This is a genomic window from Streptomyces sp. XM4193, assembly GCF_023072595.1.
In the GTDB taxonomy this organism is placed as follows: domain Bacteria; phylum Actinomycetota; class Actinomycetes; order Streptomycetales; family Streptomycetaceae; genus Streptomyces.
Genome location: NZ_JALLGK010000007.1, coordinates 202,763 through 226,698 on the forward strand (window position 1 = coordinate 202,763; position 23,936 = coordinate 226,698).

The following is a 23,936-nucleotide window of genomic DNA, read 5'->3' on the forward strand; positions in this document are numbered from 1 at the left end:
CCAGTTGGCGGTGCTTTCGTGGACGCAGTCTTCAACTTTCGAAGAATTCATTCCTTTTCAGGGAATGAATCTGCGTTCAGGGGATTCGATGAACGAGCATGATCTCGAACGAGAACTCAGCCGGCCCGGACCGGACCTGGTCGAGGAAGCGGCCGGATGGTCCGGGGACGTGGTCGTACTCGGCGCGGGCGGCAAGACCGGAGCCGGGATCGCCACCATGGCGCGCCGCGCGCTGGACGCCGCGGGCCACGAGTCCTCACGCGTCCTCGCGGTGTCGCGCTGGTCCGACTCCGCCGGCCGGGAGCGTCTGAAGGAGAACGGCGTCGAGACCGTTCGGGCCGACCTCTCCGACCCGGCCGCGGTCGACACACTGCCCGACGCCGCGAGAGTGATCCATCTCGTCGGAGCCAAGTTCGGCACCGCGCACGCCCCCGAGCTCGCGTGGATGACCAACACCGTGCTGCCGGCCCACGTCGCCCGCCGCTACCCGGCGGCCCGGATCGTCGCGCTCTCCACCGGAAACGTCTACGGGATGACCTCGCCGGTCGGCGGCGGCTCCCTGGAGACCGATCCCCCGCGCCCCGAAGGCGACTACGCCGTCACCTGCCACGGCCGTGAGCAGGTCTTCACCCACGCCGCCCGGCAACGGGGCACCCCGGTGGCGCTGATCCGCCTCAACTACGCCTGCGAGCCGCGGTACGGAGTCCTCGCCGACCTCGCCCGAACGCTGCTCGCCGGCGCTCCCGTCGACCTCTCCCCCGGCGCGGTGAACGTCGTGTGGCAGCGCTACGCCAACGAGGTCGTGCTGCGCTCGGCCGGCCACGCCACCGGCGAGGACCCGTTCACCCTCAACCTCACCGGGCCGGAGACCGCGAACGTGGGAGTCCTCGCGCGGGGGCTGGCCCAACGCCTCGGTCTGGAGGCGGAGTTCACCGGCGAGTCCCCGTCGACGGCGCTGCTGAGCAACGCGGCCCGCTGCCACAAGCTCTTCGGCTACCCCGACCTCACCCTGGAGCAGCTTCTGGACCGCCAGGCCGAATGGCTGCTCGGCGGCGGGAAGTTGTGGGACAAGCCGACCCTCTTCGAGCGCCGCGACGGGCGGTTCTGATGACCGACCGAGCCGAGCGGGCAGCACCGGTCGACCGACCCGAGCGGGCAGCACCGGTCGGGCGGGCGTCGCCGGTCGAGCGGGCATCGCCGGACGGTCGGGCAGAGCAGGCCGGTGGGCTGGACGGACCCGCGGGGCAGCTGCTCCGCAGGGGCACCGTCATACCCGCGCATCCGCTCGCGCTGGACGCAGGTCGCCGGCTGGACGAGCGCCACCAGCGGGCCCTGACCCGCTACTACCTCGACTGCGGCGCGGGCGGCCTCGCCGTGGGCGTCCACACCACGCAGTTCGCGATCCGCGAGCACGGTCTCTACCGGGCAGTGCTCGAACTCGCCGCCGAGGAGATCGCACACGGCACCGCGGGCAGGCCGTTCGTACGGGTCGCAGGCGTCGCCGGGCCGGTCCGGCAGGCCGTCGCCGAGGCCCGGTGCGCGCGCGAACTGGGGTACGACGCCGTACTGGTCTCCCCGGGCGGGCTGCCGCACCTGTCCACCGCCCGGCTGCTGGAACGCTCGGCGGCGATCGGCGAGGTGCTGCCGGTGATCGGCTTCTACCTCCAGGAGGCGGTGGGCGGACGACTGTTGCCGCGCGACTACTGGCGCGGCCTCGCGGACCTGCCGTCCACGGTGGCGGTGAAGGCGGCGCCGTTCGACCGCTACCGCACCCTGGAACTGGTCCAGGGCGTCGCCGAGTCCGACCGCGGGCAGGAGGTGGCGCTCTACACGGGCAACGACGACAACATCGCCGCCGACCTGCTCACCCCGTACCACGTGCAGGGGCCCTGCGGGCCGACCGTGCGGCACTTCGTCGGCGGGCTGCTCGGCCACTGGGCGGTGTGGACCCGTTCCGCGGTCCGCCTGCTGCGGGACGCGCACGCCGCACGCGAGGGGGACGGCGCCGCCCGACAGCGCGTGCTGGCCAGGCTCGCCGGTGACACCGCCGCCAACGCGGCTGTCTTCGACGTGCGCGGCGGCTTCGCCGGAGTGATCGCCGGCGTCCACGAAGTGCTGCGCGGGCAGGGCCTGCTCGCCGGCACCTGGTGCCTGGACCCCGGGGAAGGGCTCTCGCCCGGTCAGGCAGCGGAGATCGACCGGGTGCGCGCCTCCTGCCCGTGGCTCGAGGAGGAGGACGCGTTCATCGCCGACGCCCTCCCGCGCTGGCTCGCCTGACCCCAGCGTCTCCAACTCCGCCCGCCCACCGCCCGTTTCGGCCACCCCGCACCGACCGACCCCGCATCCACCGCCCCAATCCCCGCACCGCCCCACCGACAGGGAAACGAGGAACACCATGAAGTCCAGGAAAGCACTGCTCATCGGCGTGGCCGCCGCCGGACTGCTCGCCCCCGCCGTGCTGGTGCCGCAACTGGCCGGAGCGTCCACCGACTCCGGAAAAGCGGCCGCCGCCAAGAGCAACGGCTTCGAGGCGCCGGCCGCCGGAGGCCCGTACACCCTCGACAAGTGGGCCCAGGACGGCTGGAAGGCCCCCTGGTCCCTCGGCATGGACAACCGGACCGTCATCGACGACACCGAACCGGCGCACAGCGGCGACAAATCGCTTCGGGTGCTCTACCCGAAGGGAAAGATCGGGCCCGAGGACTCCGGAGCGCAGGCCCCCTTCGAGTTGGAGAACGCGCAGGAGTACTACCTGTCCATGTGGATCAAGTTCGACGAGGACTTCAGCTGGGGCACCACGCTCTACTCCGGCAAGCTCGGCGTCGGCCTCGCCGGCGGCGGCGCGTGCTCCGGAGGCATGGACTGCGACGGGACCAACGGCTTCAGCTCCCGCTTCATCTGGCACCGCGAGAACGGCGAAGCGGCGCTGTACTACTACCACATGGACAAAAAGGACACCTACGGCGACTACATCACGCTGACCCAGGACGGCTCGACGGTCGAGTGGCCCAAGGGCGAGTGGGTCAACGTCGTCCAGCGCGTCAAGGTCAACACCGTCACCAACGGGGAGGCCAACAAGGACGGCGAGATCGAGCTGTTCTACAACGGCAAGCCCGCGGGCGAGGTGAACGGGCTGCGGTTCGTCACCAACGACGACAAGGTGGACAAGGCGTACTTCAACAGCTTCGCGGGCGGCGCCACCACCGAGTTCGCCCCGAAGAACGACAGCTACATCTGGTACGACGACATCAAGGTCTCCACCGACCCCTCGGAGATCTGCGAGGTCGACAACAGCTGCGGCTGACCCGGGGTCTCCCGTTCCGGGAGCGGGCTGACCCCGCTCCCGGAACGGCGCCCCGCCGGCGCGTTCGCCGGCGAGAACACCAACTCCCCCGGCCATCCCGCGACTTCGAGCCCGGAGCCCCCGCTGTGCCTGTGACGCCCTTCCCCAAGCCCCGTTCGATGACCACCACCGCGGGCGGCGCCCCGTACGACGCGCCCGTGACCGCGACCGTCGACGACACGACGCCCGCCCAGGGCTACCGCCTGCGCACCGGCCCCGAGGGCGTGAGCGTCCACCACCGGGACGCGGCCGGGCTGCGCTACGCGCTGGACACCCTCGACCAGCTCCGGGCCGGACCCGACTATCCCGAGGTCGGCTACGAGATCGTCGACGCACCCGACTTCCCGGTCCGCGGCTTCCATCTGGACATCAGCCGCGACCGGGTGCCCACCCGCCGCACCCTGGAGCGCTGGCTCGGCATTCTCGCGCGGGCCCGCTTCAACCACCTCGAGCTCTACTGCGAGCACACCTACGCCTACCGCGACCACCGGGAGGTCTGGCAGGACGCCTCCCCGCTCACCGCCGACGACCTGCGCTGGCTCGACGCCCGCTGCGCCGCGCTCGGCATCGATCTGGTGGCCAACCAGAACACCTTCGGCCACATGGAGCGCTTCCTCGCCCACCAGGACCACGCCCACCGGGCCGAGAACCCCGACGGCTTCGAACGCGGCGGGCAGCACCGCCCGCCCAGCACGCTCGAACCCACCGAGGAGAACGCCGACTTCGCCAACGGACTGCTGCGGGAACTGGCGGGCAACCTCCGCACCCGACGCGTCAACATCGGCGCCGACGAACCCTTCGAACTCGGCACCGGGCGCTCGAAGGAGCGGGCCGCCGCGGACGGCCTCGGCAACGTCTACCTCGACTACGTGACCTCGGTGATGCGGCCCTGGCTGGAGGCCGGTTGGACCGTCCAGTTCTGGGCCGACGTCTTCGGCAACCACCCCGAGCTGATGGACCGGGTGCCGCCGGGCGCGATCCCCGTGGTGTGGCAGTACGACTCGCCCCGTGCGGCGGCCGAGGTGCTGGCCGAGGGCTCCGAGGAGCTGCGCTCCTGGACGCGGGTGGGCTCGGACGTCGAGCGGCTCAGCGCGGGCTTCCGCGGCCGGGCGAAGCTGCTGCGCGAGGCCGGCGTCCCGTTCTGGGTGGCACCGGGCACCGGCAACTGGAACTCGATCATCGGCCGCCTCGACAACGCCGTGGAGAACATGATCGACGCCGCCGAAGTCGGCCTGGAACAGGCGGCCGAAGGGTTTCTGCTCACCTCCTGGGGCGACCACGGGATGTGGGACCCGCCCTCGGTTTCCTTCGGACCGGCCCTGTACGGCGGTGCGGTGAGCTGGTGCCTGGAGGCCAACCGTGACCTCGACATCGCCGGAGCCCTCAACGACCATGTGCTCCTCGACCCGACCGGACGCGCCGGAGCGGTGCTCGACCGCTTGGGCAGAGTGGCGGAGGTTTTCGGGGTCCCGCTGCTCAACGCCTCGCCGATCGCCCGGGCGCTCTTCCCGCAGACGGGACCGCTGCCCGCCCTCCCGACGCTGCAGGCACTGGCCGAAGCGGGCGCCGTGCTGGAGAGCTGCCGACACGATCTGGCCGCCGCCGACCCCGCCGCAGCCGACCGGGACGTACTGCGCCGCGAGCTCGAACACGCCATCGCGCTCTCCGAGTTCGCCGTGCGGCTGCTGCACGCCCGGGCGCGCAGCAACTCCCGGGCGGACGGGATCGACCCGTCCGCGGCCGAACGGCTGCTGCTGGAACTCGACCCGCTGCTCGCCGAGCAACGGGCGTGCTGGCTGCTGCGGTCCCGTCCCGGAGGGCTCGACGACAGCCTCGCCCGTATCGACCTGGTCAGGCACGAGCTCGTCAGCGCGGCACAGCGGTGACGGCGGCGCACCAGCAGCACGAAGAGCACGGCGCGAGTGCAGGCGCGAGTGCGAGTGCAGGCGCGGGCGCGGGCGCCGGAGGGCGCTCCGGGGCGGGGACGGGCGGAACCGCGGGTGAGGACGTCGGGCGGTGGCTCGCCGTGCTCAACGGGCAGACGGGGCGGGCCGAGGTGCCGGACCCCGAGCCGCCGGACCCGTCCGAGCTGCGCGCCCGGCTGCGACTGCTGGCGATCCCCGAGGCCGACCTCGCCGACGTCACCGCCACGCTGCCGGACCCCGTGCACACGCCCGAACTGTGGCGTGCGCTGCTCCACTGCCACCGGGCACTCTTCTCCGACGAGCCGGTCGACTGGCCGAGCGCCCCCGCCGAACTCGGCGCTCAGGGACGCTACTTCTACGTCCACCTCTATCTGATGGCGCTGCCCGCGGCCCTGGCACGACAGGCCCGACACGGCGTCCCCGACGACGTGGTGCACGCGACCCTCGCCGACCTCGGCGCGAAGTCGGTCGCCCACCGCAGGGCGTTCGGCGTCGGCGGCTTCGACAAGCAGAGCTGGATCGTGCACCACTTCCGCGGGACCCTGCACCGGATCGGCCGGCTCCAGTTCGAACGCTCCGTGCTGGACGCCGCCGCCTGCGGGGGTCTGCCGCCGACCGGCGGACCGGCAGCAGGCCAGCCCGTGCTGAACGTCCACATTCCGGGCGACGGTCCGATGTCGCCCGCGCTGTGCGACGAGTCGTTCGCGGCGGCGCCGGCGTTCTTCGCACGCCACTTCCCCGGCACCCGGTACCCGTTCGCCACCTGCCACTCGTGGCTGCTCGACGAGCAGTTGGCCGACGACCTTCCCGCGACCTCCAACATCGTCCGGTTCCAACAGCGTTTCCGCCCCTTCGGCGCGCGTCCGGTCTGCGACGACGACGTGCTGGAGTTCGTCTTCCACGTGCGGCGCGACACCGCCCGACCGACCCGCCTCCCCCGCGACAGCACCCTGCAACGCGCCGTGCTGGACCGGATCGCCTCCGGCGGCCACTGGCATCTCGGCCACGGCTGGACCGCCCTGCCCGCCGCTCGATCCGCCGCTCGATGAGGCACGCCCGGCCACGGACCGCGGGCCGGCCCTCCGTCGCCGCGTCCGACAGTGCCTGCGCGGGCACGTCCTACGGCGGGTCTCCCCGGTCGACGAGTCGATGAGGCCACCGGGTCCGTGGGCCGGCACCGACCCACGTCGACAAGTCGGCGGAGCAGGCCGCGAACACGCTCGCCCGCGCAGTGCGGCGACGCCGACACGGCGTCGCCCGACGCCCGTCGGGCATTGCGAACACCGCAGGACGAAGGACGCGTCGGCCCGCCTTCCGCGGCGGCTGCCGGTAGGGTCTCACCGTTTGTCCGCGGAACCGCCGGGTACGCGAGTCAGTTACGTCGCCGATGCGCGCAAGCGCCGAAGGAGAGGAATATATGCCGGAGCGCGAACTGGGCACCAGAAATCCCGACAAAGGATACGTGGCGCTTCTCGGCTGGAGCCTCAACGCAGTCGAAGCTCTCGACCGGTTCGACCGCAGATACATCGTCGTGGCGCCGGAATGGGCCGAGGAGTACTGCGTCGAGCACGACATCCCCTACGTCCCGTGGAATTTCGAACGGCTCAATGACCGCTCCATGGAGATCGCCGAAACCCTCCAGAAGGAGGGCGTCGACGTCGCGATCCCGTTGTTCGAGGAAACGGTGGAATGGGCCGGGGCGATCAACTCGGTGCTGTTGGACGACCCGCGCCTGTACGGACAGGCCATGCTGCTGCGGGACAAGGCGCTGATGAAACGCCGTGCACAGCTCGGCGGCATCCGGGTGGGGATCTTCGAGGAGGCGCACGACCGGGACGATGTGATTCGCTTTCTCAAGCGCGTCAATCAGACGCTCCTCAAGCTCGACGGCGACCCGAACGACCCCATCCATCTGAAGGCGTTCGACAAAGCAGGCTGCCTCGGGCACCGCGTCATCCGCACTCCGGACGAAGTGGACACAATCCCGGAAGAGGAGTTCCCGGTCCTCATGGAGTCCCATCTCGACGGCTGGGAGTTCGCGGTCGAGGCATGGGTGCACAACGGGAAAATCAAGTTCCTCAACATCTCCGAGTACGTCACTCTGGGGTACTCGGTCTTCGTGCCCGCGACACCGGAGCTGGAGCGGTACCGACCGCAGATCACCGCACAGATCGAAAAACTCATCAAGGCGTTCGACATCGAGTTCGGATTCGTGCACCCGGAGTATTTCGTCACCAGTGACGGAGAGATGTACTTCGGCGAAGTCGCCTACCGGCCACCGGGCTTCAAGGTGTTCGAGCTGCTGGAGCGGGCGTACGGATTCAACGCCTACCATGGCCTCGTACTGGCCTTCGACCCGAAGACGACGGAGGAGGAGATCGACGCCTTCTTCCCCCGGGAGGTCGTCGACGCGTCCGGAGTCGCCGGCTGCTTCGGTGTCTACCCGCGCCGCCGCGTCGTCAGCGATCTGCGGATCCCGGAGGAGACGGAGGACGACGACTACTACGAGTCGCACGACCTCTCGAAGCCGATCGAGGAGACTGTCACCAAGAGGACCGCATTCGGCACCCACTGGGGTCTGGTGTACTTCTTCGGTGAAGACCCCTACCGGATGCGCGACCTGCTGAAGCAGCAGGAAGAGCTCGACTTCTACGTCTGACGACCTCGCGGACGCGGAAGACCTGATCGAGGGAAGCACCTGTGGAACCGACCGTCGACAACATCAACAGTGAGGCCGCGAGACTCGGCAAGCGCCTGGCCTCACTCGACGACGCCATCCGGGCCATGGCCGAAACCCGCGACTTCGGCAAGCACACGAAGCTGCGGCGGGTCCTGGAAGCCCTGCGGCGGGTACTCCTGCTGCAGGGCGGCGCCGCCGCAGTCCAGGAGAGGGCGCAGGCCCTCGAGGAGGCCGGGCTCTTCCTGGAGACCGACTGGGCCTCCCCGGAGATCCTCATACCTTCCCTGGTCGGACCGAGTCTGCACAGCGGGGACGCGGACACCGTCGTCATGGAGGCGGCCAGCGAGCTGCGCATGCTGGCCGTCGCCCGCGGCGACTTCGCACATCCGACGCTCTCCGCGGAGGAGGCCCGTCTCTTCCTCTCCCAGGTGCTGGCGACCAACCTGGAGCTGCTCTTCGCTCCGATCAGCGAGGCCGAGCGGGCCCGGGACGGCCGGACGGCGGAGCTCGTCCGGGACCTGTTCCGCCACCTCGCCGACGAGATCGGCTACGACAGCATCCTGGACAACCTGGTCGACGAGATCTGGCGGATCCTGCGGCAGCGGCCGATCCAGGTCGAGGAAGTGCAGTCCCTGATCACCCGCATCGCGGTCTACCGCAACGACCCGGAGGTGGCTCTCGGCGTCTCCTCGGGGCAGGGCATCGACCGGCTCATCACCAGCCTCTTCGGGACCACCGAGGCGTGCCGGGAGGATCCCGGCTTCGACGTCTTCCACTCCCGGCTCGAAGCGATGGACGCCGGCGGCCTGCAGTACGAGGCGTCGGGGTTCGCCCGGGCGATGCACGACACCGGCCTGGTCTCGCCGTACCACGCCCAGCTGCTCCGGTTCCTTCTGCGCGAGAGCGACTACCTTCTCGGTGAGGCTCTCGGGCTGTCCGACACCGGCCGGAACTGCCTGCTGCGCTACAGCGAGCTGGTGCACCGGCTGATCGAGGTCGCCGTGCACCCGCAGACGGCACAGAGCGTCTACGGGCTCGCACTGCTCCTGGACCGCGGCATTCTGCACGAGCCGCCGATCGTGCCCGCGCTCTGGCGCCAGCTGTCGCTCGAGCTCTCCCCCGTCGCCCAGGACCGGCTGACGGCGGCCTTCGGCGACGTGCCGGACCCGCGGGCGCGGCTGGTGGCGGGAGTGCTCTCCGTGCTGGGCCAGCCACTCGGTGTCGGCCAGGGCGACAACCCGACCTGCCAGTCGGCCCGCGCGCTGTCGATGTGGTCGTACAACGACCCGGACTACCTGCTCCAGATGGTGGTCTGGGCGGCCCGCGACGACGAGGTCATCATGCACTTCGAGGGCCAACCCATCTCCTCGAAGGACAGCGCCTCCGGAGTCTCGAGCACGCTGCCGACGGATCTGGACCCGGTGTCGCTGCTGGTGGTACCGCATCTGGACCGGATATACGCCGAGATGGGACGCCGCTGCGCCGGCCGACCCGGGGATCCGCACCGGTGGGTCAATCCCGAGTTCCACGGCTGGTGGGCGGGCCGCGGTTTCCACATCAACGTCGACGTCGAGACCGGGAACCTGGTCGAACTCGACGACTTCCTGCGGCAGTTCCACGCCAGCTACCACCCGTCGTACAACGGCGAGCAGCCGCTGATCCATCCGCAGCCGGCCGGCGTCGCCGTCACCGACAGCGCGGCCCGCTACGTCGGCTGGCACGCGATCACGATTCTGCGGGCGGCACCCGACCCGCAGGACGTCATGCGGGTCTACTTCTTCAACCCGAACAACGACAGCGGCCAGGACTGGGGCGACGGTGTCGTCGTCTCCACGGCGGGCAACGGCGAACGGTTCGGCGAGGCGTCGCTGCCGTTCGACCAGTTCGCCTCCCGGCTCTACATATTCCACGCCGACCCGCTGGAGCGCGGTGAGCCGGAGCGGGTGCCCGCCGAGGACATCACCGGGATCATCGGCTACATCGAGCGAAGCTGGGGCAACGACCGGCTGCCGGCCGGATCGCTGCAGGCCCTCGAAGGCCCGCGAGCCTGAGAGGCCGCGAGCTGCGCGGACCCGGGAGGGCCGAGCAGACCCGAGAGGGCCGAGCGGACCCGGGAGCCGGCCGCCGGCCGAGCGCACGGTGGCGGCCGTCCCCGCACCTCCCCGGTACGCGGACGGCCGCCTCCGACGGCGTTGCTCAGCTGCCCCGGGCCACCGCGATGACCCCGTTCAACCGGTCGCCCGCCTCGTACACCATGTACGGCACGCCCCGGTCGGTGCCGAAACTCGGTGCGGCCACGCGTCCGTTGTCCGGTGCGCCGTCCATCGAGGCGTGGAAGACACCGAGGTGCTCGCGACGGGAGAAGTCGGCGCCGACCTCGGTGATCAGCAGGTTTCCTCCGCTGCCCTTGTCGGTGTGGTACACGACGTACGCGCTGCCGTTGCGGGTCAGCAGATGCGGACTGCTCAGGTCCCGCATCCCGACGTCCGAGTGGCGGACGAGTGGCTCCTGGGCGAAGGACCAGGACCGTCCGTCGGCGGACCAACCCCAGCCGATGTCACGGTGGTTCACCTGGGGCCTGCGCATGAACAGCATGACGTAGCGTGCCCCTCGGTCCGGCAGGTCGTGCCGGAAGACCCGGGCGTAGGAGGTCTCCTGCGTTCCGCTCGGGAGCATCGATCTGTCGAGCACCACCCGGTCGTAGGTGAAGTCGACGCCGTTCTTGGAGCGGGCGAGACGGGTGGTGTGGTTCTCGCCGTGGAAGTAGAGCCACAGCTCCCCCGCGTCCTCGTTCCACAGCACGTGCGGCGAGGAGACGTGGGAGACGTTGTAGTGCGGTGCCCAGTCCTTCGAGACGATCGGGTTGTCCGGGTACTCGGTGAACGGCCCCTCCAGGGAGTCCCCGTAGGCGAGGCAGATGCCACCGGGCGGGTCGTGCGGCGCGTAGTAGAGGTAGTAGCGGCCCAGCGGGTTGGACAGCCGGTCGTACACGCCCCGGATGCACGGGAAGATGATCTCGCCGGTGGGCCGGTACTTCAGCTCCGAGGGGATCAGCAGCGTCTTGACGTAGCTGTAGTCGGGAAAACCGCCCGGTGCGGCGGCGGCCGTGGACGTCGTGGTGGCGCCGACCGTCGTACCGACCGCGAGGACGGTGCCGGTGGCGGCGGCCCCGCGCAGGAAGTTCCTGCGGTTGAGGCCGGACATGGAGGTGGACTGCTCGGTGTGGTGGTGCTGCGGCTCCTTCAACTGTTCTCTCCGTTCGGGGAGTCGGGTCCTGCACGTGACCTACAGATAGGTGGCTGCGGTGACGGCGAAGCCGCCCAGGGCGACCGTCCAGACGTACGGCAGGGTGCGCACCATCACCTGTTGCGGACTCACCCCCGCGTACTGGGCGCTCCACACCGTCTGGGTGCTGGTGGGGTCGGACACCCCGAAGACCTGGTTGTACGAGGCGGCGATGCCGAGCACCGCCATCGCGGGATAGATCTGGGCCGCGATCAGCACGCCCGCTATGCCCGCCCCGAGGCCGTAGATGTTGAGCGGGCCGCGGTAGAGGCAGAGCGGCACCAGCAGGGTGAAGACCAGCACGAACACGATCGGGTTCTGCGGGCTGACCGCCTTCACCAGCGGTTCCAACGCCTGTACGGCGCCGGGCAGTTGGACCGCCGCGAGCAGCATCCCGATCGCGATGAACAGGGCGATGGGCGGCGCGGCCACCTCGAAGCCCCCGTAGAGGGTGCGCAGCAGCCGCTTGTTCATGTCCCGGGGCCTGGTGGTGGTGACCAGTCCGTACAGCACTCCGGCGAGCAGCGAGGGGATGATCGCGAGTTCGAAGCCGAGCGCCAGCACCAGCGGGACGACCGGGGTGAGCAGCGCGTACCAGGGCGCGTCGCCGAGTCGCTCGCGGCGCGAACTCGGCTTGGTGGAGGCCGGTTTGAAGGCCCAGGCGTGTTCGACGCCGCGCCGCCGGGACTCGATCAGCACGTACCCGACCGCCGCGACCAGCGCGAACGGGAACAGCTTCACCATGAACGAGCGCACCTGCGGCACCGACAGATCGAGCGCGGAGGAGAAGAACTGCCAGATCGGCAGCTCGAAGGGCACACCGACGGCGATGCCCATCAGGATGGTGCCGGCCGCGGTGACCTTGGGGATGCCCACCGCGATCATCGCGGGGATACCGATGATGCCGGCCATCATCGCCGCCGGCGCCGAGCCCGTCACCGTGCCGATGAGCGCGGAGACGCCCAGCACACCGAGGGCCACCACGGTCGGCCGGTCGCCGCCGAACTCGACGATCTTGCGGACGATGGTCGAGGCGACGCCCGTCTCGTCGAGCAGTTTGCCGAGCCAGGAGCCGAGCAGTACGGCGATCATCGTCGAGGCGAGCATCGGCGCGCCCTCCTGGAGCACCGTGTCCAGCACGCTCTCCTCGCCGGAGAACGCGGCTCCGGCGGCCACCGCGATGGCGACGGCCATACCCACCAGGGCGAAGGCGGTGGGGAGTTTGCGGCTCAGCATCGCGGCCACTCCGACCGCCATGATGAGCAGGATGACAACGCCCATGACGTCACTTCTCTCTGTGGGTGTCCTTCTGGGTGAAGACTTCGGCGAGCGCGGCGGTCAGCAGCAGCGGGCTGCGTCCCAGGCCGCAGACGGTGCGGGCGTACGCGTGCGCGGCGACCTCCTCGGCGCCCGCGACGTGGCCGTACCACCGCAGTCGGCCGCAGCGCAGCAGCACATGGCCCAACTCCCGCTTGAGGGCGAGCCGTTCGGGACCGTGGTGGAGCCGCTCGTGGACGGTCTCGTGGGCGAGTGCGGCCGCGCGAAGCGTGCCCGGTGGGTACCAGTGCCGCCAACCGCGCCGGTCGACCAGCTCCTCGGCGGCGTCCAGGGTGTCGGTGAACAGCTCGACGGTGGGTGTGGGGCGGGAGCGGTACTTCGCGAGCAGGCCCTGCCGGAGACCGTCGGTGCGTTCCACCACCGTGGAGGTGAACTCCACCCGCGGCAGCGCGGCCCCGAACCCGTCGGCGCGGCGGGCCCACTGACGCAGCAGCTGCGGGTCACGGCTCTCGTGCGTCGGGGTGCCGGCCAGCAGCCGTACCGCGAAGTCCAGATCGTCGGTGGCCTCCAGCGCGGGCCCGGCGGGCCGACCCGCGGGGCTCACGACCGCACCTCCACGACCGCCACCACCGGCTCCGCGCCGCCGCGCGAGCGCAACTCCCCACGTGCCAGGGCCAGTAGCGGTTCGGGTTCCAGTACGCCGGAGAGGTCCGCTATCCGGGAGCCGAGCAACAGTCGTACCGCCGGCGCCCGTACCCCGCCGTCGCCGTAGGAGGTCTTCTCCTTCACCAGTCGGGCCAGTACGCCCGGGGCGTCGGCGACCGTGGTGGACTCCACATGGGCGTCCGCCACATGCAGCCGCACCACTCCGTCGGCGTCCACGACCCGTACCGGACGGCGGGTGGCGCGCAGTCTGCGGCGCACCTCGGTCCCGTACACGGTGTGGGCGCCGGTGCCGGCGAGGACCTCGACGGCGGAGGAGTCGGCCTTGAGGCTGGCCGCGGCGTTCCGCAACCGCTCGCCGTCGTCCGCCCGGTGTGCCCGGTCCTGGGTGCGCAGCTCCGTGGCCCCGGTGGCGACCGCGCGGACCTTGCTCGTCTGCGGGTCCACGGTGACCTCGACCTCCACTCCCTCGGCCGCCGCTCCCTGCGCCAGGACCGCGGCCTCCGCCTCGGCCCGTACCGCGAGGATCTGTTCCTGGCCGGCGCCCGGGATGATCCGTTCGATCTGCTCGCGGACCAGTGCCAGGGCGACACCGATCGGGCTGATCACCTCGCTGTGCCTGGCGATGCGGCCCTCGAAGCCGGTGACGCGGGCCAGATGCGGGGTGACCGAGGCGGCGCCGCCTCCCCCGCCGACGAGCACGGCGGTGTCCTCGTCCAGCCGGTAGTCGTCGACCATCGCGTCGACGACCGTCCGCACCTGTTCGACCCCGGCGTCCAGCAGGCGCGTCGCGGCACCGCCGACGTCCGTGCCGAGCAGGGCGGCGAGCGGCGCGAGCGCGGCCCGGGCCACCTGCGGGTCGCATCGGGCGAAGTCCCCCTCGGGGACCAGGCCGAGTGCGTTGGCGGCGCAGGTCATGGTGATCGCGAACCTGCCGCCGGCGGCGTCGAGCACGGCGTAGTCGGCGGGGTCGTCGGCCATCGGCCGGATGGTGCTGACCGTGGCGTCCCGCAGGTCCTCGACGGAGGCGAAGCAGGCGTACGGCAGTCCGGCGATATGGGCGCTGCGCGGTCCGACGCCGGTGACGGCCCGGTTGGCGCCGTCACCGACGCGCACCATGGAGCCGCCGCCGACGCCGACCGTACGGACGTCCAGCGCGTTGAGGTAGGACTTCTTGCCCAGCACCGTGGCGTGCTGGACGGCGACCTTGCCGCGGCGCACCACGCTGATGTCGGTGGACGTGCCGCCCGTCTCCAGGAACACCCCCTCGCTGATGCGTTCCTGCATGAGCGCGCCCGCCACCCCGGCCGCCGGGCCGGACAGAATCGTCAGCAGCGGGCGGCGGCGCATCTCGTCCAGCGACATCACGCCACCGTCGCAGCGCATCACCATCAGCGGGGCACTCACCCCGGCCCTGGTGATGGAGGCGTCCACCAGATCGGCGGTCGCGAGCATCCGGGGCAGGATCGCCGCGTTGACGACGGCGGTACGGGTGCGCTTGTGCAGTCCGTAGAGCGAGGTGATCTCGTGCCCGGCGGTCATCGGCAGACCGTGCCCGCGCGCCGCCTCCAGCACGGCCTCCTCGCCCTCGGGCCGGTCCACGCTGAACGGTTCGCTGGCCACCAGGACTTCGGCGCCCTGGCGCACCAGCGCGTCCGCCGCCTGTTCGACCGCCTCCCGGTCGCGGTGGTCGGGAACGTGGGCGTAGACCAGCGGCAGCCGTTTGCCCGGGGTGAGTTCGAGCTTGCCGAGGGCGGCGAGCCGGCGGGTGAGGATCGCACCGGGCCCGGTGCCGATCCCGATCAGACCGGTGGTGGCGACATCCCCCTCCAGCAGCGCGTTGGTCGCCTGGGTCGTTCCGTGGGCGAGGAAGGCGACATCCTGCGGATCGCAGTCGATCTCCTTCAGCAGCCTGCCGAGTGCTTCCACGATGCCGTGTGCGACACCGTCCTTGTGGTGGTGGCTGGTGGGGACCTTCACCTGGCCCAGCAGTTCGAGCGTCGCGGCGTCGACGGCCACGGCGTCGGTGAAGGTCCCGCCCACGTCGATGCCGACGCGGACGCGAGGGGTGGTCATACGGTGCACCTCCTTGTGCGGTGGAGCGCGAGCGGGGCGGAGCGCGAGGGTGGGGCGCGTACGGGTGGGGGCGCGTACGGGTGGGGCACGTACCGGTGGGGCACGTACGGGGCAGGTGCGCGGGGCGCGTGCGGGTGGCGCGCGTGCGGGACGCGGTCTGCCGCCGCGGGATGTCAGTAGCCCCGTACGTCGGGCCAGTGCCGCTGTACTCCCTCCCGGTCCAACTGCCGGGCGAACTCGGCGAACCGCTTGTCCTCGGCCTGGACCTGGTGCGGTTCGGCGCCCTGGTTGAGGCAGTGCGCGGCAAGCGCACCGGCGACCTCGCCGATGTTCCACTCGACCGGGTGGAGCCGGTAGCAGCCGTTGGTGATGTGGGTGGTGCCGATGTTCTTGCCGGCCGGCAGCAGATTGCGGACCCGGCGGGGTATCAGCGCCCCCAGCGGGATCTCGAACGGCACCGAGCCGACGTCGATGTAGTTGTCGCCGCCGGTGGACGGGTGCAGGTCGATGCGGTAGTTGCCGACGCCGACCGAGTCCCGGTAGCGGGTCCGCCCGTACGGCCCGACCACGTCGATCGCCACGTCCTGCTCGGTCACGGTGGTGACGGCCTTGATCCGGCGCGACTCACGGATGTACGGCGCCTTGGCCAGTCCGTCCTCGGTGCCGGTGATGTCGGGGCGGATGCGCAGACCGGGGAAGCCGGTGCCGCCGTCCTCACGAGGCGCCTCGGTCTGCAGCCAGTACAGGACCGAGAGGGACAACTGCCGTGCCTCGGCGACCGCTTCGGCCGACGTCTGCTCGCCCGCGCCGATCAGCGGTTTGAGCCAGTAGTCGTTGAGCGGCCAGTTCACCAGGGTGATGTCGGAGTCGAAGGCCCCCGGACGGTGCAGCTTGCGGGCGAGGATGCGGCGGAACCCCCACAGCTCCTTGTCGCCGGCGTCGGCGCTCTGGTCGGCGCTGACGGCGAGCGGGTCGGTCGAGGGGTTCGGCCGGAACGTCCGGGGCACCGCCTCCAGCGAACGCGGGTCGGGGGCGAGGAAGCCGAGCAGCGGGCCGGGCCAGAAGTCCGGCTGGTAGGTGCGCCAGAAGTCGTAGTCGGCGGGGCGGTCGATGACGTGGTTCTCGCCCTCGTGGTGGGAGAGCGCGAAACAGACGGTGATGCCCTGCTGGTTGAGCGGCTGTGCCTGCTCGGGCGCGTTCGGCTCGTCGAACTCGGCGCGTGCCTCCGCGCCCAACCCGTGTTCCACATCGGCGAGTTCGAGCAGCTCGCCGGTTTCTGTGGCGTCGATGACGTAGGGGGCACGGAGCGTACGGCGTACGCCCGCACGCCGGTCCTCGACGGTGACGGAGGTGATGACATCGTTGTCCGTCGCGGCGGCGACCGGAACGTGCTCGGTGAGCACGGTCAACCGACCCGCCGACCGGTGCGGCGCGAGCAGCCCCTCCAGCACGGCGAGCGCGACGCGCGGCTCGTGGCAGAGCTTGCTGACCCGCCCCGCGCCCGGGTTCAGCCCGGGAAGGTCGCGCGCCTCGGAACGCAGCGGATACCACTGCCGGTAGTAGTCGCGGATCGACTCGCGCATCCGCCGGTACGACGCGGTCGTACCGAACTGCTCGACCCACGGGTGCTCGTCCGGCGGCACCGCCTGCGAGGTGAGCTGGCCACCGATCCAGTCCGTCTCCTCGGTGAGGACCACGGTCCGCCCGGCCCGGCAGGCCGCGAGCGCGGCAGCCACGCCGCCCAGGCCACCGCCGACGATGAGGATGTCAGGTTCGGGTGTCACTGCGTTGGTTCTCCTTGTTCGGTACGGGTGTTGCGGTTCCGGCCGCGCCCCGGGGCGCTGGGCCCCGGCGACGGGTCGGGTGCTTGCGGCTGCGTCCGCCGCGGTGGCGCCAGCGTGTCGCCGGGCCGGAAGGTGCACGCCACCAGGGGTTCGCTCGCCTGCTCCCCGGCAACCAGCGCTGCGAGCAACCGGACGGCGGCCGCGCCGAGTTGGGCCCGGGGGATGTCGAAACCGGCCGGCGTCGGACCGTCCGCCGCGTCCGGCGGCGGACTGCCGAGAAGTGCGAGCGACACATCACCGGGGCAGTCGAGCCCCGCTCCGGCGAGCGCCGCGTTCAGCGCCCGCCAGGCCGCCGAGGTGTCGGTCTCCTCCGCCACGAACGCGGTCGCGCCGCCCGCCACCCACTCGCGGACCCGGTCCGACGTCAGTTCCCGCGCCGGATCAGCGCTGCGGAACACCGTCTCGGGCCCCACCGGCAACCCGGCTTCCTCCAGCCCCTCCCGGAACCCCTGTTCACGGTCGGTGGACGCCGGCGCCTCGTCGTCGTCGCGCACCAGGACGATCCGGCGATGCCCGAGCTCCACCAGCCGTTGCACGACCTCCCGGCTCGCACTGACGTAGTCGGCACCGACCCAGGCAGGCCCCTCCGGCTCGTCCCGACGACCGAGGTGGACAACAGGAAACCCCTCCTCCACCAGCCTGCACAGCTCGGCAGTGGGTGCGTGGCGCCCAAGGATCAGACAGCCGTCGGCCAGCCTCGCCCGGTGCAGCGCGTGCGTCCCCCCACCGGTGCCACCCGGGCTGGAACCGGTGAACAGCACCAGGTCGTACCCCTGTGCCGCCGCCTCCTGCTCCACACCCACCAGAAACGGGTAGTACGAGTGCTGCACGTCCGTGGGAAAGGTCGCCGTGAAGCTGAACACGCCCAGCAGGTTGTTCCGCGCCGCCGCCAGCCTGCGAGCCGCCGGGTCCGGAACGTAGCCAAGGCTCTCGGCCGCCCCGACCACCTTCTGCCGGGTCTCCTCGGAGATCGCCGCGCCGCCCGTCTTCCCCCCGAGCACCAGCGAGACCGTGGTCTGCGAAACGCCGGCCAGCCGTGCGACCTCAGCCTGCCGCGGCCGCCCCTGCCGAACCGCCGCCCCCCGGCCACGCGTCCGCTTACCGGCTTCCCTCACGACGTCCCCTTCACTCGGCTAATGCGCATTAGTGATGCGCATTAGCCCGCACTCTGGAGGACCCCACGAACACCGGTCAAGGGGGGTGCACGGAGGAATCACCACCGCAGCGCCATCCCGCTCCCCCGACCGGACCCGGAAACAGCACGAAATCCGGCGCCGCCACCAGTGCAACCACCTGGCGACATCGACACCCCGGAGCTGTGGCGGACTGCCGTCCGCGAACCTCAAGTGCCGCACCACGGCCAATATTTGACTGCCCGTCAGCCACCGAGGCTTGTCGGGACGGCCGACCTCACCGCCTCGGGTGTCGCACCGCTCGGAGCAGCGCCAGACGCATACACATCGCCGCACCGCGGCGCACCTCTCGCTGCACGGAACCACCAGCCGGCTTCCCACCGCCGACACCCCGAGCGCAGATCACTCCCCTCACTCGACGCCCCCAGAGAGACGCCGACAATGGTGGCTCATTGCGTTCGAACGACCACGCAGAGTTTTGCTTGTGGGCTTCCATGCGTCGACCATGAGAGCTTCCGCAGTTTCGTGGAAGGACGCCCAAGCATGGCTCATCGCAAGGTGCATCTCGCGCCGGCAGGACGCACACCCGGATCCTCCAAGCCCCGAGCAGGTAGAGCGGGGCGGGGCGAACACGGCAGATCCACCTCGGCCTGCTGACAGCGCCGGGCACGAGCGCTGAGGCATCGGGCTTGCGCACCCTCAACCAGGACGACAGACCTGACTGGACTCCGAAACCCACCGCTTACCGGCCCACAGGCACGTTTCGCCCCATCGCCGCGCAGATCACCATTCCGGGACGAACCCGCGCGCAGGCCACCCGAGTTGCCCCGCGCACGCCTCAAAGGCACGCGCCCACCCAGCAATTGACCACCTCCGCACAGGACCGACCACCTCGGGGCACACGCAGGCCCGCGCGTGCCCCGAGGGCGAGACAAAGGAGCTGGCGCATGAGCCTGCCCACCACCCAGCCTCCCGCCGATGTACAGGAGTACGGCAGGGCGCGGCACCCGTTCCACATCACCGCCGAGGAGGAACGGCAGTTGCGCCTCGCGGGCGCCAAGGCCGTACCGTCGCTGGTGATCGGACAGGCCACCACCTTCGACGAGTACGCCCGTCAGCTGATGATCCCGCCGGCCGTCATGGACCTCGCCCGCAAGGCCGAGGACCTGCGCCTGTCCGCGTGGGAGATCGAAGCACTCCGCACCCACCTCGCCCCTGCCGGCGCTCCCGGTGACAAGGTGGGCCTGCTGCGCCAGATCCTCGTGGAGAAGTACAGGCACGACCAGTCCCACCCGCCCTACATCCGCGTCGCCTGCTCCGGCCGGGGCGACTACGACCACCTGGCCACGGAGCACGGCCACCTCGACCCCGACGACCACCCGAAGGGCGACATCGGCTCACCCGTCGTCCTGGAGATCTGGCCGGCACAGCACTACTCGCCCATCCACTCGCACGGCCACACCACAGGCATCGTCTTCTGCCTCGCCGGCCAGCTCGACGTCATGGTCTACGAGCACCTCGACTGGGATGCCCGCAAGCTCGGCCTCCTCACCCTCACCCCCGGCCAGTGCGCCTGGCTCTCCCGGGACAACTACGCCGTACACCGCGTGTACTGCCCCATGGACGGCGGCAGCGGTGCCACCGGCCCCGGCTACATGAACTCCACCTCCGATTTCGGCGCGAGCTTCCACGTCTACCTCAACCCGGAGCAGACCGCCGTCCACGACCACGACGGCGACAGCTACAACCGCGACTCCTTCGACTACATCGACGAGGAAACCAAGGACAGGCGCGCCTTCGCCACCGAGTCCGACCTCTCGTGGGAGGTGCTCCGCCGGGTTCTGGCCAACACCCCGCAGACCTGAGCCCGGGCGACCCTTCGCCGTCGGGCGGAGACCTCGCAGTACTCCGGAGGCGCCCAACCCGGTTCACCACGACCGGGTTGGGCGCGACGAAAGACCCCTGAACTCGACCCCATCCCGACGGACGACCAGAAAAGCCCCACGCCAACAGACCCGACACCGCCACGCCCTGCGACAGAACCCGAACCCGAGCCCGACTCAACTCACGCAGAAGAAACGGCACACGACTACACCGCTCCCTCCAGACTCGTGAACGCGACACCGAACCCCGGATACCGCCTGGGACGCGTCCCCTTGGCCATCCGCCCGGGTTACCAGCGCACAACGAGCGACGCCGAGCTGAAGCAGATCAGCGCTCTGACGCCGTATGAAACTCCGCGCCTTACATAGGCGAAACTCGCACAGCACAAGATCGTCGTACGTCCCGCAGCCATGCCCCGGCTCTGTCGGATAGGCCGATGATGTGGAGTCTGTACCGCGCACGCGTCTGCGGTCGAGCAGGCACAGTACGGAGATCCGGTCGGGCGGGGCGTTTCAGCCTAAGGAACTGAGCCGCACCTGTCGTCGGTCGAGGTGTCTTTACAAACGTCATAGCCTCTCCACCGACAAGAAACGACACACCATCCGCCTTGCTCAGTGTCTGATGGCTGCTGTACCTGGTCTCGCTTGGCCACTCACACGCCCAACAGGTCACGTAACGGATTCCGGCCGCTGCTTGCCCAAACCCTTCCCAACCCGAGGCTCACTAAGGGCTGTCCCGTAACGCTGGCCACGGGCGAGATGATCTTGGCGTGGCTGGTCTGATCACGGCGTCGGAGCCCTCCTGGATAGCCCCGTTCACCGGGTTGAGCCCGCGCCGCTTCGGCAAGTTGATGATCGTGGTGCGCCGCGAGATCACCGACGAGCCTCGATGCGGGCGGCCGTGGAGCCTGCCATTGTGAGAACCGGGTACTGCTTCTCGCGGCGTGCTGGCGCACGAACTTGACGCTGCGCCAGTTGGCCCCGTTCTTCGGCGTTTCCATGTCCACGCCCAACAAGATCATCGGCCATCTCGGCCCGAAGCTCGCGCTCAAGCCGCGCAAGCGGTTCGCGAAGGACACCGTGCTCATCGTGGATGGCACCGTGGTGCCCACCCGCGACCACACGATCGCTGAGCAGTCGAAGAATTACCGCTACTCGGCCAACCACCAGGTCGTCATCGACGCCGACACCCGACTGGTTGTCGTAGTAGGCCCCGCCGCTGCCCGGCAACCACAACGACTGCCGGGCCTGGCAGGACTCCAGCGCGAAGACCGCCGTCGGCACTACCCCCACGGTGATCGCCGACGGCGGCTACCGGGGCACCGGGCTGACCATCCCGCACTACCGCGGGCACAAGGACGAGGAACTGCCAGCCTGCAAGGAGGAGCACAACTCCTCCCACTGCAAGGTGCGAGCCCGCGTTGAGTACACCTTCGCCCGCATGAAGAGCTGGAAGATCCTCCGCGACTGCCGCCTTAAGGGCGACGGCGTCCACCACGCCATGCTCGGCATCGCCCGCCTGCATAAGCCTCGCCCTCACCGGATGACAGGCAACAAGCAGGTCAGCCAACATGCTCCAGCCCCATTGCGGGACAGCCTCTTAGTTGTGGAGCGAGCCGAAGTCGACATCTAGTTTTCTTGGGGGCGCGCCTGGGGCTGGATACCGGGCTCGTGCAGTACGTGACCCGCGAACGGTCGGACCGCACGGACCCGTGCCGCACCGTCTGCGGCCATCGGAGACAGCCAGGGGCGCTTCTCACTATCGCTTGATCGCGAACGATGGCCTCGGCGTCGGCAGTTGAGTGGAGTTACTTCACTCGCAAGCGCAAGGTGCCTGCTCCCACATGCCTAACTTGCCTCACGTCTATCGAGCGGGCCGGCCCGCTCCAAGAGTTGACAGCACTAATAACGCTCGCCGGCGAAGTCCACCGGCACACTTCGCGCCGACGGGGTGTCCTCACCCTCGCCAACTCACTGCTCAGCGTGGCGAGGTGCTGAGCGGCCCTCTAGCTGATGAACGTCCACGGTGACACCATGAGTTGGCACGACCACAGAGAGATGACGGGAGCTTTTGTGCATGCTGACAGGCGGCGGATCCAGACGGCGGTGCTGAGCAGTGCGGAGTCGGAGGAGCCGCTGATGCTGCCGATAGAGGCCATCGAGCTGGACATGTTCCGCCATCGTTACGAAGGCGAGACCTTCTGGTGCGGGACTTTGCTCGGTGGCTGCGGTGGCCAGTTGACCACCAAGTTGTACACGGATCGCGCCTGCCATTTCGCCCATCACCCAGATCCGGACGGGTTGCCGCACGTGTGCGGGCGTCGCGCCCGCGGCGTGAACAGTGCAGATCACCTGTATGTGCGGTCGGCAGCCGCGGCCTGGCTCGCCGGATACGGCGAGGAAGCGGGCTTCGAGTACACCGGCTCGGCCGGGGCTCAGATCGGCTCCGTTGTCGACATCCGCTGGTCGCGCGGCGCGCTGCGGGTGCACCTGGACCAGGCGGTGGCGCCGGCGTGGGACGACGGCCTGGAGCCGGTCCTCGGCCTGGGCGTACCGGTCGATCGGAACACGCTGATCCGGCGTTGGTACGTGCACAGGATCCGCCTGGACAGCGAGGGCACGAGCAGACGGGTGTGGATCGGTACCGAGGCCTTCGCCCGGCCCACAGAGTGGTTCGCCCTGGAAGAGTGCGAGGTGACGGAGCGCGGGCTGTCGACGCCGGCGGTCCAGCGGATCATCCAGGCCCGCAGCGCGACCGTGCCCGCGAAGTGGACGCCGGGTCAGAACACGGACACAGCGCAGGACACCCGGGCGCGAGAGTTGCTGCGCAAGCTGCTCTACGCCCGCCGGACCGAGTCCATCGCCCTGGCGGATTCGGTGTGCCGCGAGATACCGGAACTCACCGGCGTGAGCCCGCAGCTGCACAAGCAGTTGGACGCAGCCCTGCGCTCCGGCCTTCTCTGGATCGAAAAGGGAATCGGGGCCCGCAGGGCACTGTTCGCCAGCCTGGAACAGGCGGTGGCCGAGAAGCGGGCAGGGAAGGTCAAGAAGCTGCTGCGACATGCTAAGACGGCCACCAAAGACGCGTGTTCCAAGGAGGAGAGCCGCGTGATCGACGCGGCTGACGGCTGCCTTACCGCCATCGCGGCGGCAAGGAGCAAGCGCCTGAACACCCTCCTCGACGACCTTGAGCAACTTCCTCCCGACCCAGACCCGGCCATACTGCAGATCAAGGTCCGTGAGCTGCTTCGGGCAGCGAGCGAGGCCGGCAGTATCGGACCGCATCGTCAAGCAAGGGTCAAGGCATGGAGGGAACGTGTACGTCACACAGCAGGCCCTCGACAGACCAGACAAGGGCAGCGGCTTCCGCAGCTCCATCGGCAAGTTTCCCGGAAGAGATGGCTGGAGAGGCACTGCCCGCGCTGCGGAGCGAACAGCGGCCAGCAATGCGCCATCGACACCACGCCCGGTGACATGCGGCGAGTGCCGCACGACGAACGGCTGAAGCCGATCATCGACGAACGCAGGGAACAGCAACGGTCGCGGCGCCCGTGGCGGGTGTACGAGGTGACCTGCCCCGCTTGCGGGCAAGAACCCGAGCAGCGGTGTACCACGTCGGGCGGCCCACACCGCTCACGGGTTGAACTGGCAAAGGAATACACCCGATTGAAGAAGGCTCGCTCGTAGAACACAGCCGAGCTCCACTGTGACGGTCTCGTCGGGACAGCCGGCGGCACGCTGGCGCAGCGTGCTCAACTCAGCGTCATTGAATGCGAGTTGCCAGCGTAGATCCCGTCAGGTGGTCCGCAGCTACGGCATCGCCGGT

15 protein-coding genes and 1 pseudogene are annotated in these 23,936 nt (G+C 70.0%); 10 read left to right on the top strand and 6 right to left on the bottom strand.

What is annotated here, in order from left to right:
* Positions 1 to 88 precede the first annotated feature (88 nt).
* The 7 genes from MTQ01_RS19040 (at position 89) to MTQ01_RS19070 (ending at position 9,999) form a co-directional block, all read left to right on the top strand.
* Complete coding sequence (locus tag MTQ01_RS19040) at positions 89 to 1,108, top strand: NAD(P)-dependent oxidoreductase (protein ID WP_247491867.1); 1,020 nt, start codon at positions 89 to 91, stop codon at positions 1,106 to 1,108.
* The gene (locus MTQ01_RS19045; RefSeq protein WP_247491868.1) at positions 1,108 to 2,277 is read left to right on the top strand and encodes a dihydrodipicolinate synthase family protein; all 1,170 of its coding nucleotides are present in this window, start codon (positions 1,108 to 1,110) and stop codon (positions 2,275 to 2,277) included. Before MTQ01_RS19040 ends, MTQ01_RS19045 begins: the two co-directional genes overlap by 1 nt.
* A gap of 118 nt (positions 2,278 to 2,395) precedes the next feature.
* Positions 2,396 to 3,304 (top strand): polysaccharide lyase, encoded by a 909-nt coding sequence (locus MTQ01_RS19050; RefSeq protein ID WP_247491869.1) that lies wholly within the window; start codon positions 2,396 to 2,398, stop codon positions 3,302 to 3,304.
* A gap of 158 nt (positions 3,305 to 3,462) precedes the next feature.
* Positions 3,463 to 5,229 (top strand): family 20 glycosylhydrolase, encoded by a 1,767-nt coding sequence (locus MTQ01_RS19055; protein WP_247491870.1) that lies wholly within the window; start codon positions 3,463 to 3,465, stop codon positions 5,227 to 5,229.
* A gap of 140 nt (positions 5,230 to 5,369) precedes the next feature.
* Entirely contained in the window at positions 5,370 to 6,317 is a 948-nt protein-coding gene (locus MTQ01_RS19060) for an acyltransferase domain-containing protein (protein WP_247491871.1), read from the top strand.
* Between the two features lie 368 nt (positions 6,318 to 6,685).
* A complete protein-coding gene (locus MTQ01_RS19065; RefSeq protein ID WP_247491872.1) occupies positions 6,686 to 7,927 on the top strand; it encodes an acetyl-CoA carboxylase biotin carboxylase subunit family protein in 1,242 nt (413 codons plus the stop codon).
* 41 nt (positions 7,928 to 7,968) lie between these two features.
* Complete coding sequence (locus MTQ01_RS19070; RefSeq protein WP_247491873.1) at positions 7,969 to 9,999, top strand: hypothetical protein; 2,031 nt, start codon at positions 7,969 to 7,971, stop codon at positions 9,997 to 9,999.
* A 145-nt stretch (positions 10,000 to 10,144) separates the two neighbouring features.
* Here the strand turns inward: MTQ01_RS19070 and MTQ01_RS19075 are convergent, their stop codons facing one another.
* The 6 genes from MTQ01_RS19075 to MTQ01_RS19100 all read right to left on the bottom strand — a co-directional run bounded on the left by MTQ01_RS19075 (position 10,145) and on the right by MTQ01_RS19100 (position 18,128).
* On the bottom strand, positions 10,145 to 11,152 hold the full coding sequence (locus tag MTQ01_RS19075) for a hypothetical protein (protein WP_247491979.1): 1,008 nt from the start codon (positions 11,150 to 11,152) through the stop codon (positions 10,145 to 10,147).
* Between the two features lie 81 nt (positions 11,153 to 11,233).
* Positions 11,234 to 12,514: a TRAP transporter large permease subunit gene (locus MTQ01_RS19080; protein WP_247491874.1), complete on the bottom strand. Its 1,281-nt coding sequence runs from the start codon at positions 12,512 to 12,514 to the stop codon at positions 11,234 to 11,236.
* 4 nt (positions 12,515 to 12,518) lie between these two features.
* Complete coding sequence (locus MTQ01_RS19085; RefSeq protein ID WP_247491875.1) at positions 12,519 to 13,115, bottom strand: hypothetical protein; 597 nt, start codon at positions 13,113 to 13,115, stop codon at positions 12,519 to 12,521.
* A complete protein-coding gene (locus MTQ01_RS19090) occupies positions 13,112 to 15,250 on the bottom strand; it encodes a hydantoinase/oxoprolinase family protein (RefSeq protein WP_247491876.1) in 2,139 nt (712 codons plus the stop codon). The genes MTQ01_RS19085 and MTQ01_RS19090 overlap by 4 nt, the downstream gene beginning before the upstream one ends.
* Positions 15,251 to 15,423: 173 nt before the next feature.
* The gene (locus MTQ01_RS19095; protein WP_247491877.1) at positions 15,424 to 17,034 is read right to left on the bottom strand and encodes an FAD-dependent oxidoreductase; all 1,611 of its coding nucleotides are present in this window, start codon (positions 17,032 to 17,034) and stop codon (positions 15,424 to 15,426) included.
* Positions 17,031 to 18,128: a LacI family DNA-binding transcriptional regulator gene (locus tag MTQ01_RS19100; protein WP_247491980.1), complete on the bottom strand. Its 1,098-nt coding sequence runs from the start codon at positions 18,126 to 18,128 to the stop codon at positions 17,031 to 17,033. The genes MTQ01_RS19095 and MTQ01_RS19100 overlap by 4 nt, the downstream gene beginning before the upstream one ends.
* 1,046 nt (positions 18,129 to 19,174) lie before the next feature.
* Here MTQ01_RS19100 and MTQ01_RS19105 point away from each other — a divergent pair.
* The 3 genes and pseudogenes from MTQ01_RS19105 to MTQ01_RS19115 all read left to right on the top strand — a co-directional run bounded on the left by MTQ01_RS19105 (position 19,175) and on the right by MTQ01_RS19115 (position 23,797).
* Entirely contained in the window at positions 19,175 to 20,092 is a 918-nt protein-coding gene (locus MTQ01_RS19105) for a hypothetical protein (protein WP_247491878.1), read from the top strand.
* 788 nt (positions 20,093 to 20,880) lie between these two features.
* Positions 20,881 to 21,657: pseudogene (locus MTQ01_RS19110) on the top strand (transposase).
* Positions 21,658 to 22,144: 487 nt separating this feature from the next.
* Positions 22,145 to 23,797: a hypothetical protein gene (locus tag MTQ01_RS19115; RefSeq protein ID WP_247491879.1), complete on the top strand. Its 1,653-nt coding sequence runs from the start codon at positions 22,145 to 22,147 to the stop codon at positions 23,795 to 23,797.
* Positions 23,798 to 23,936: the final 139 nt, after the last annotated feature.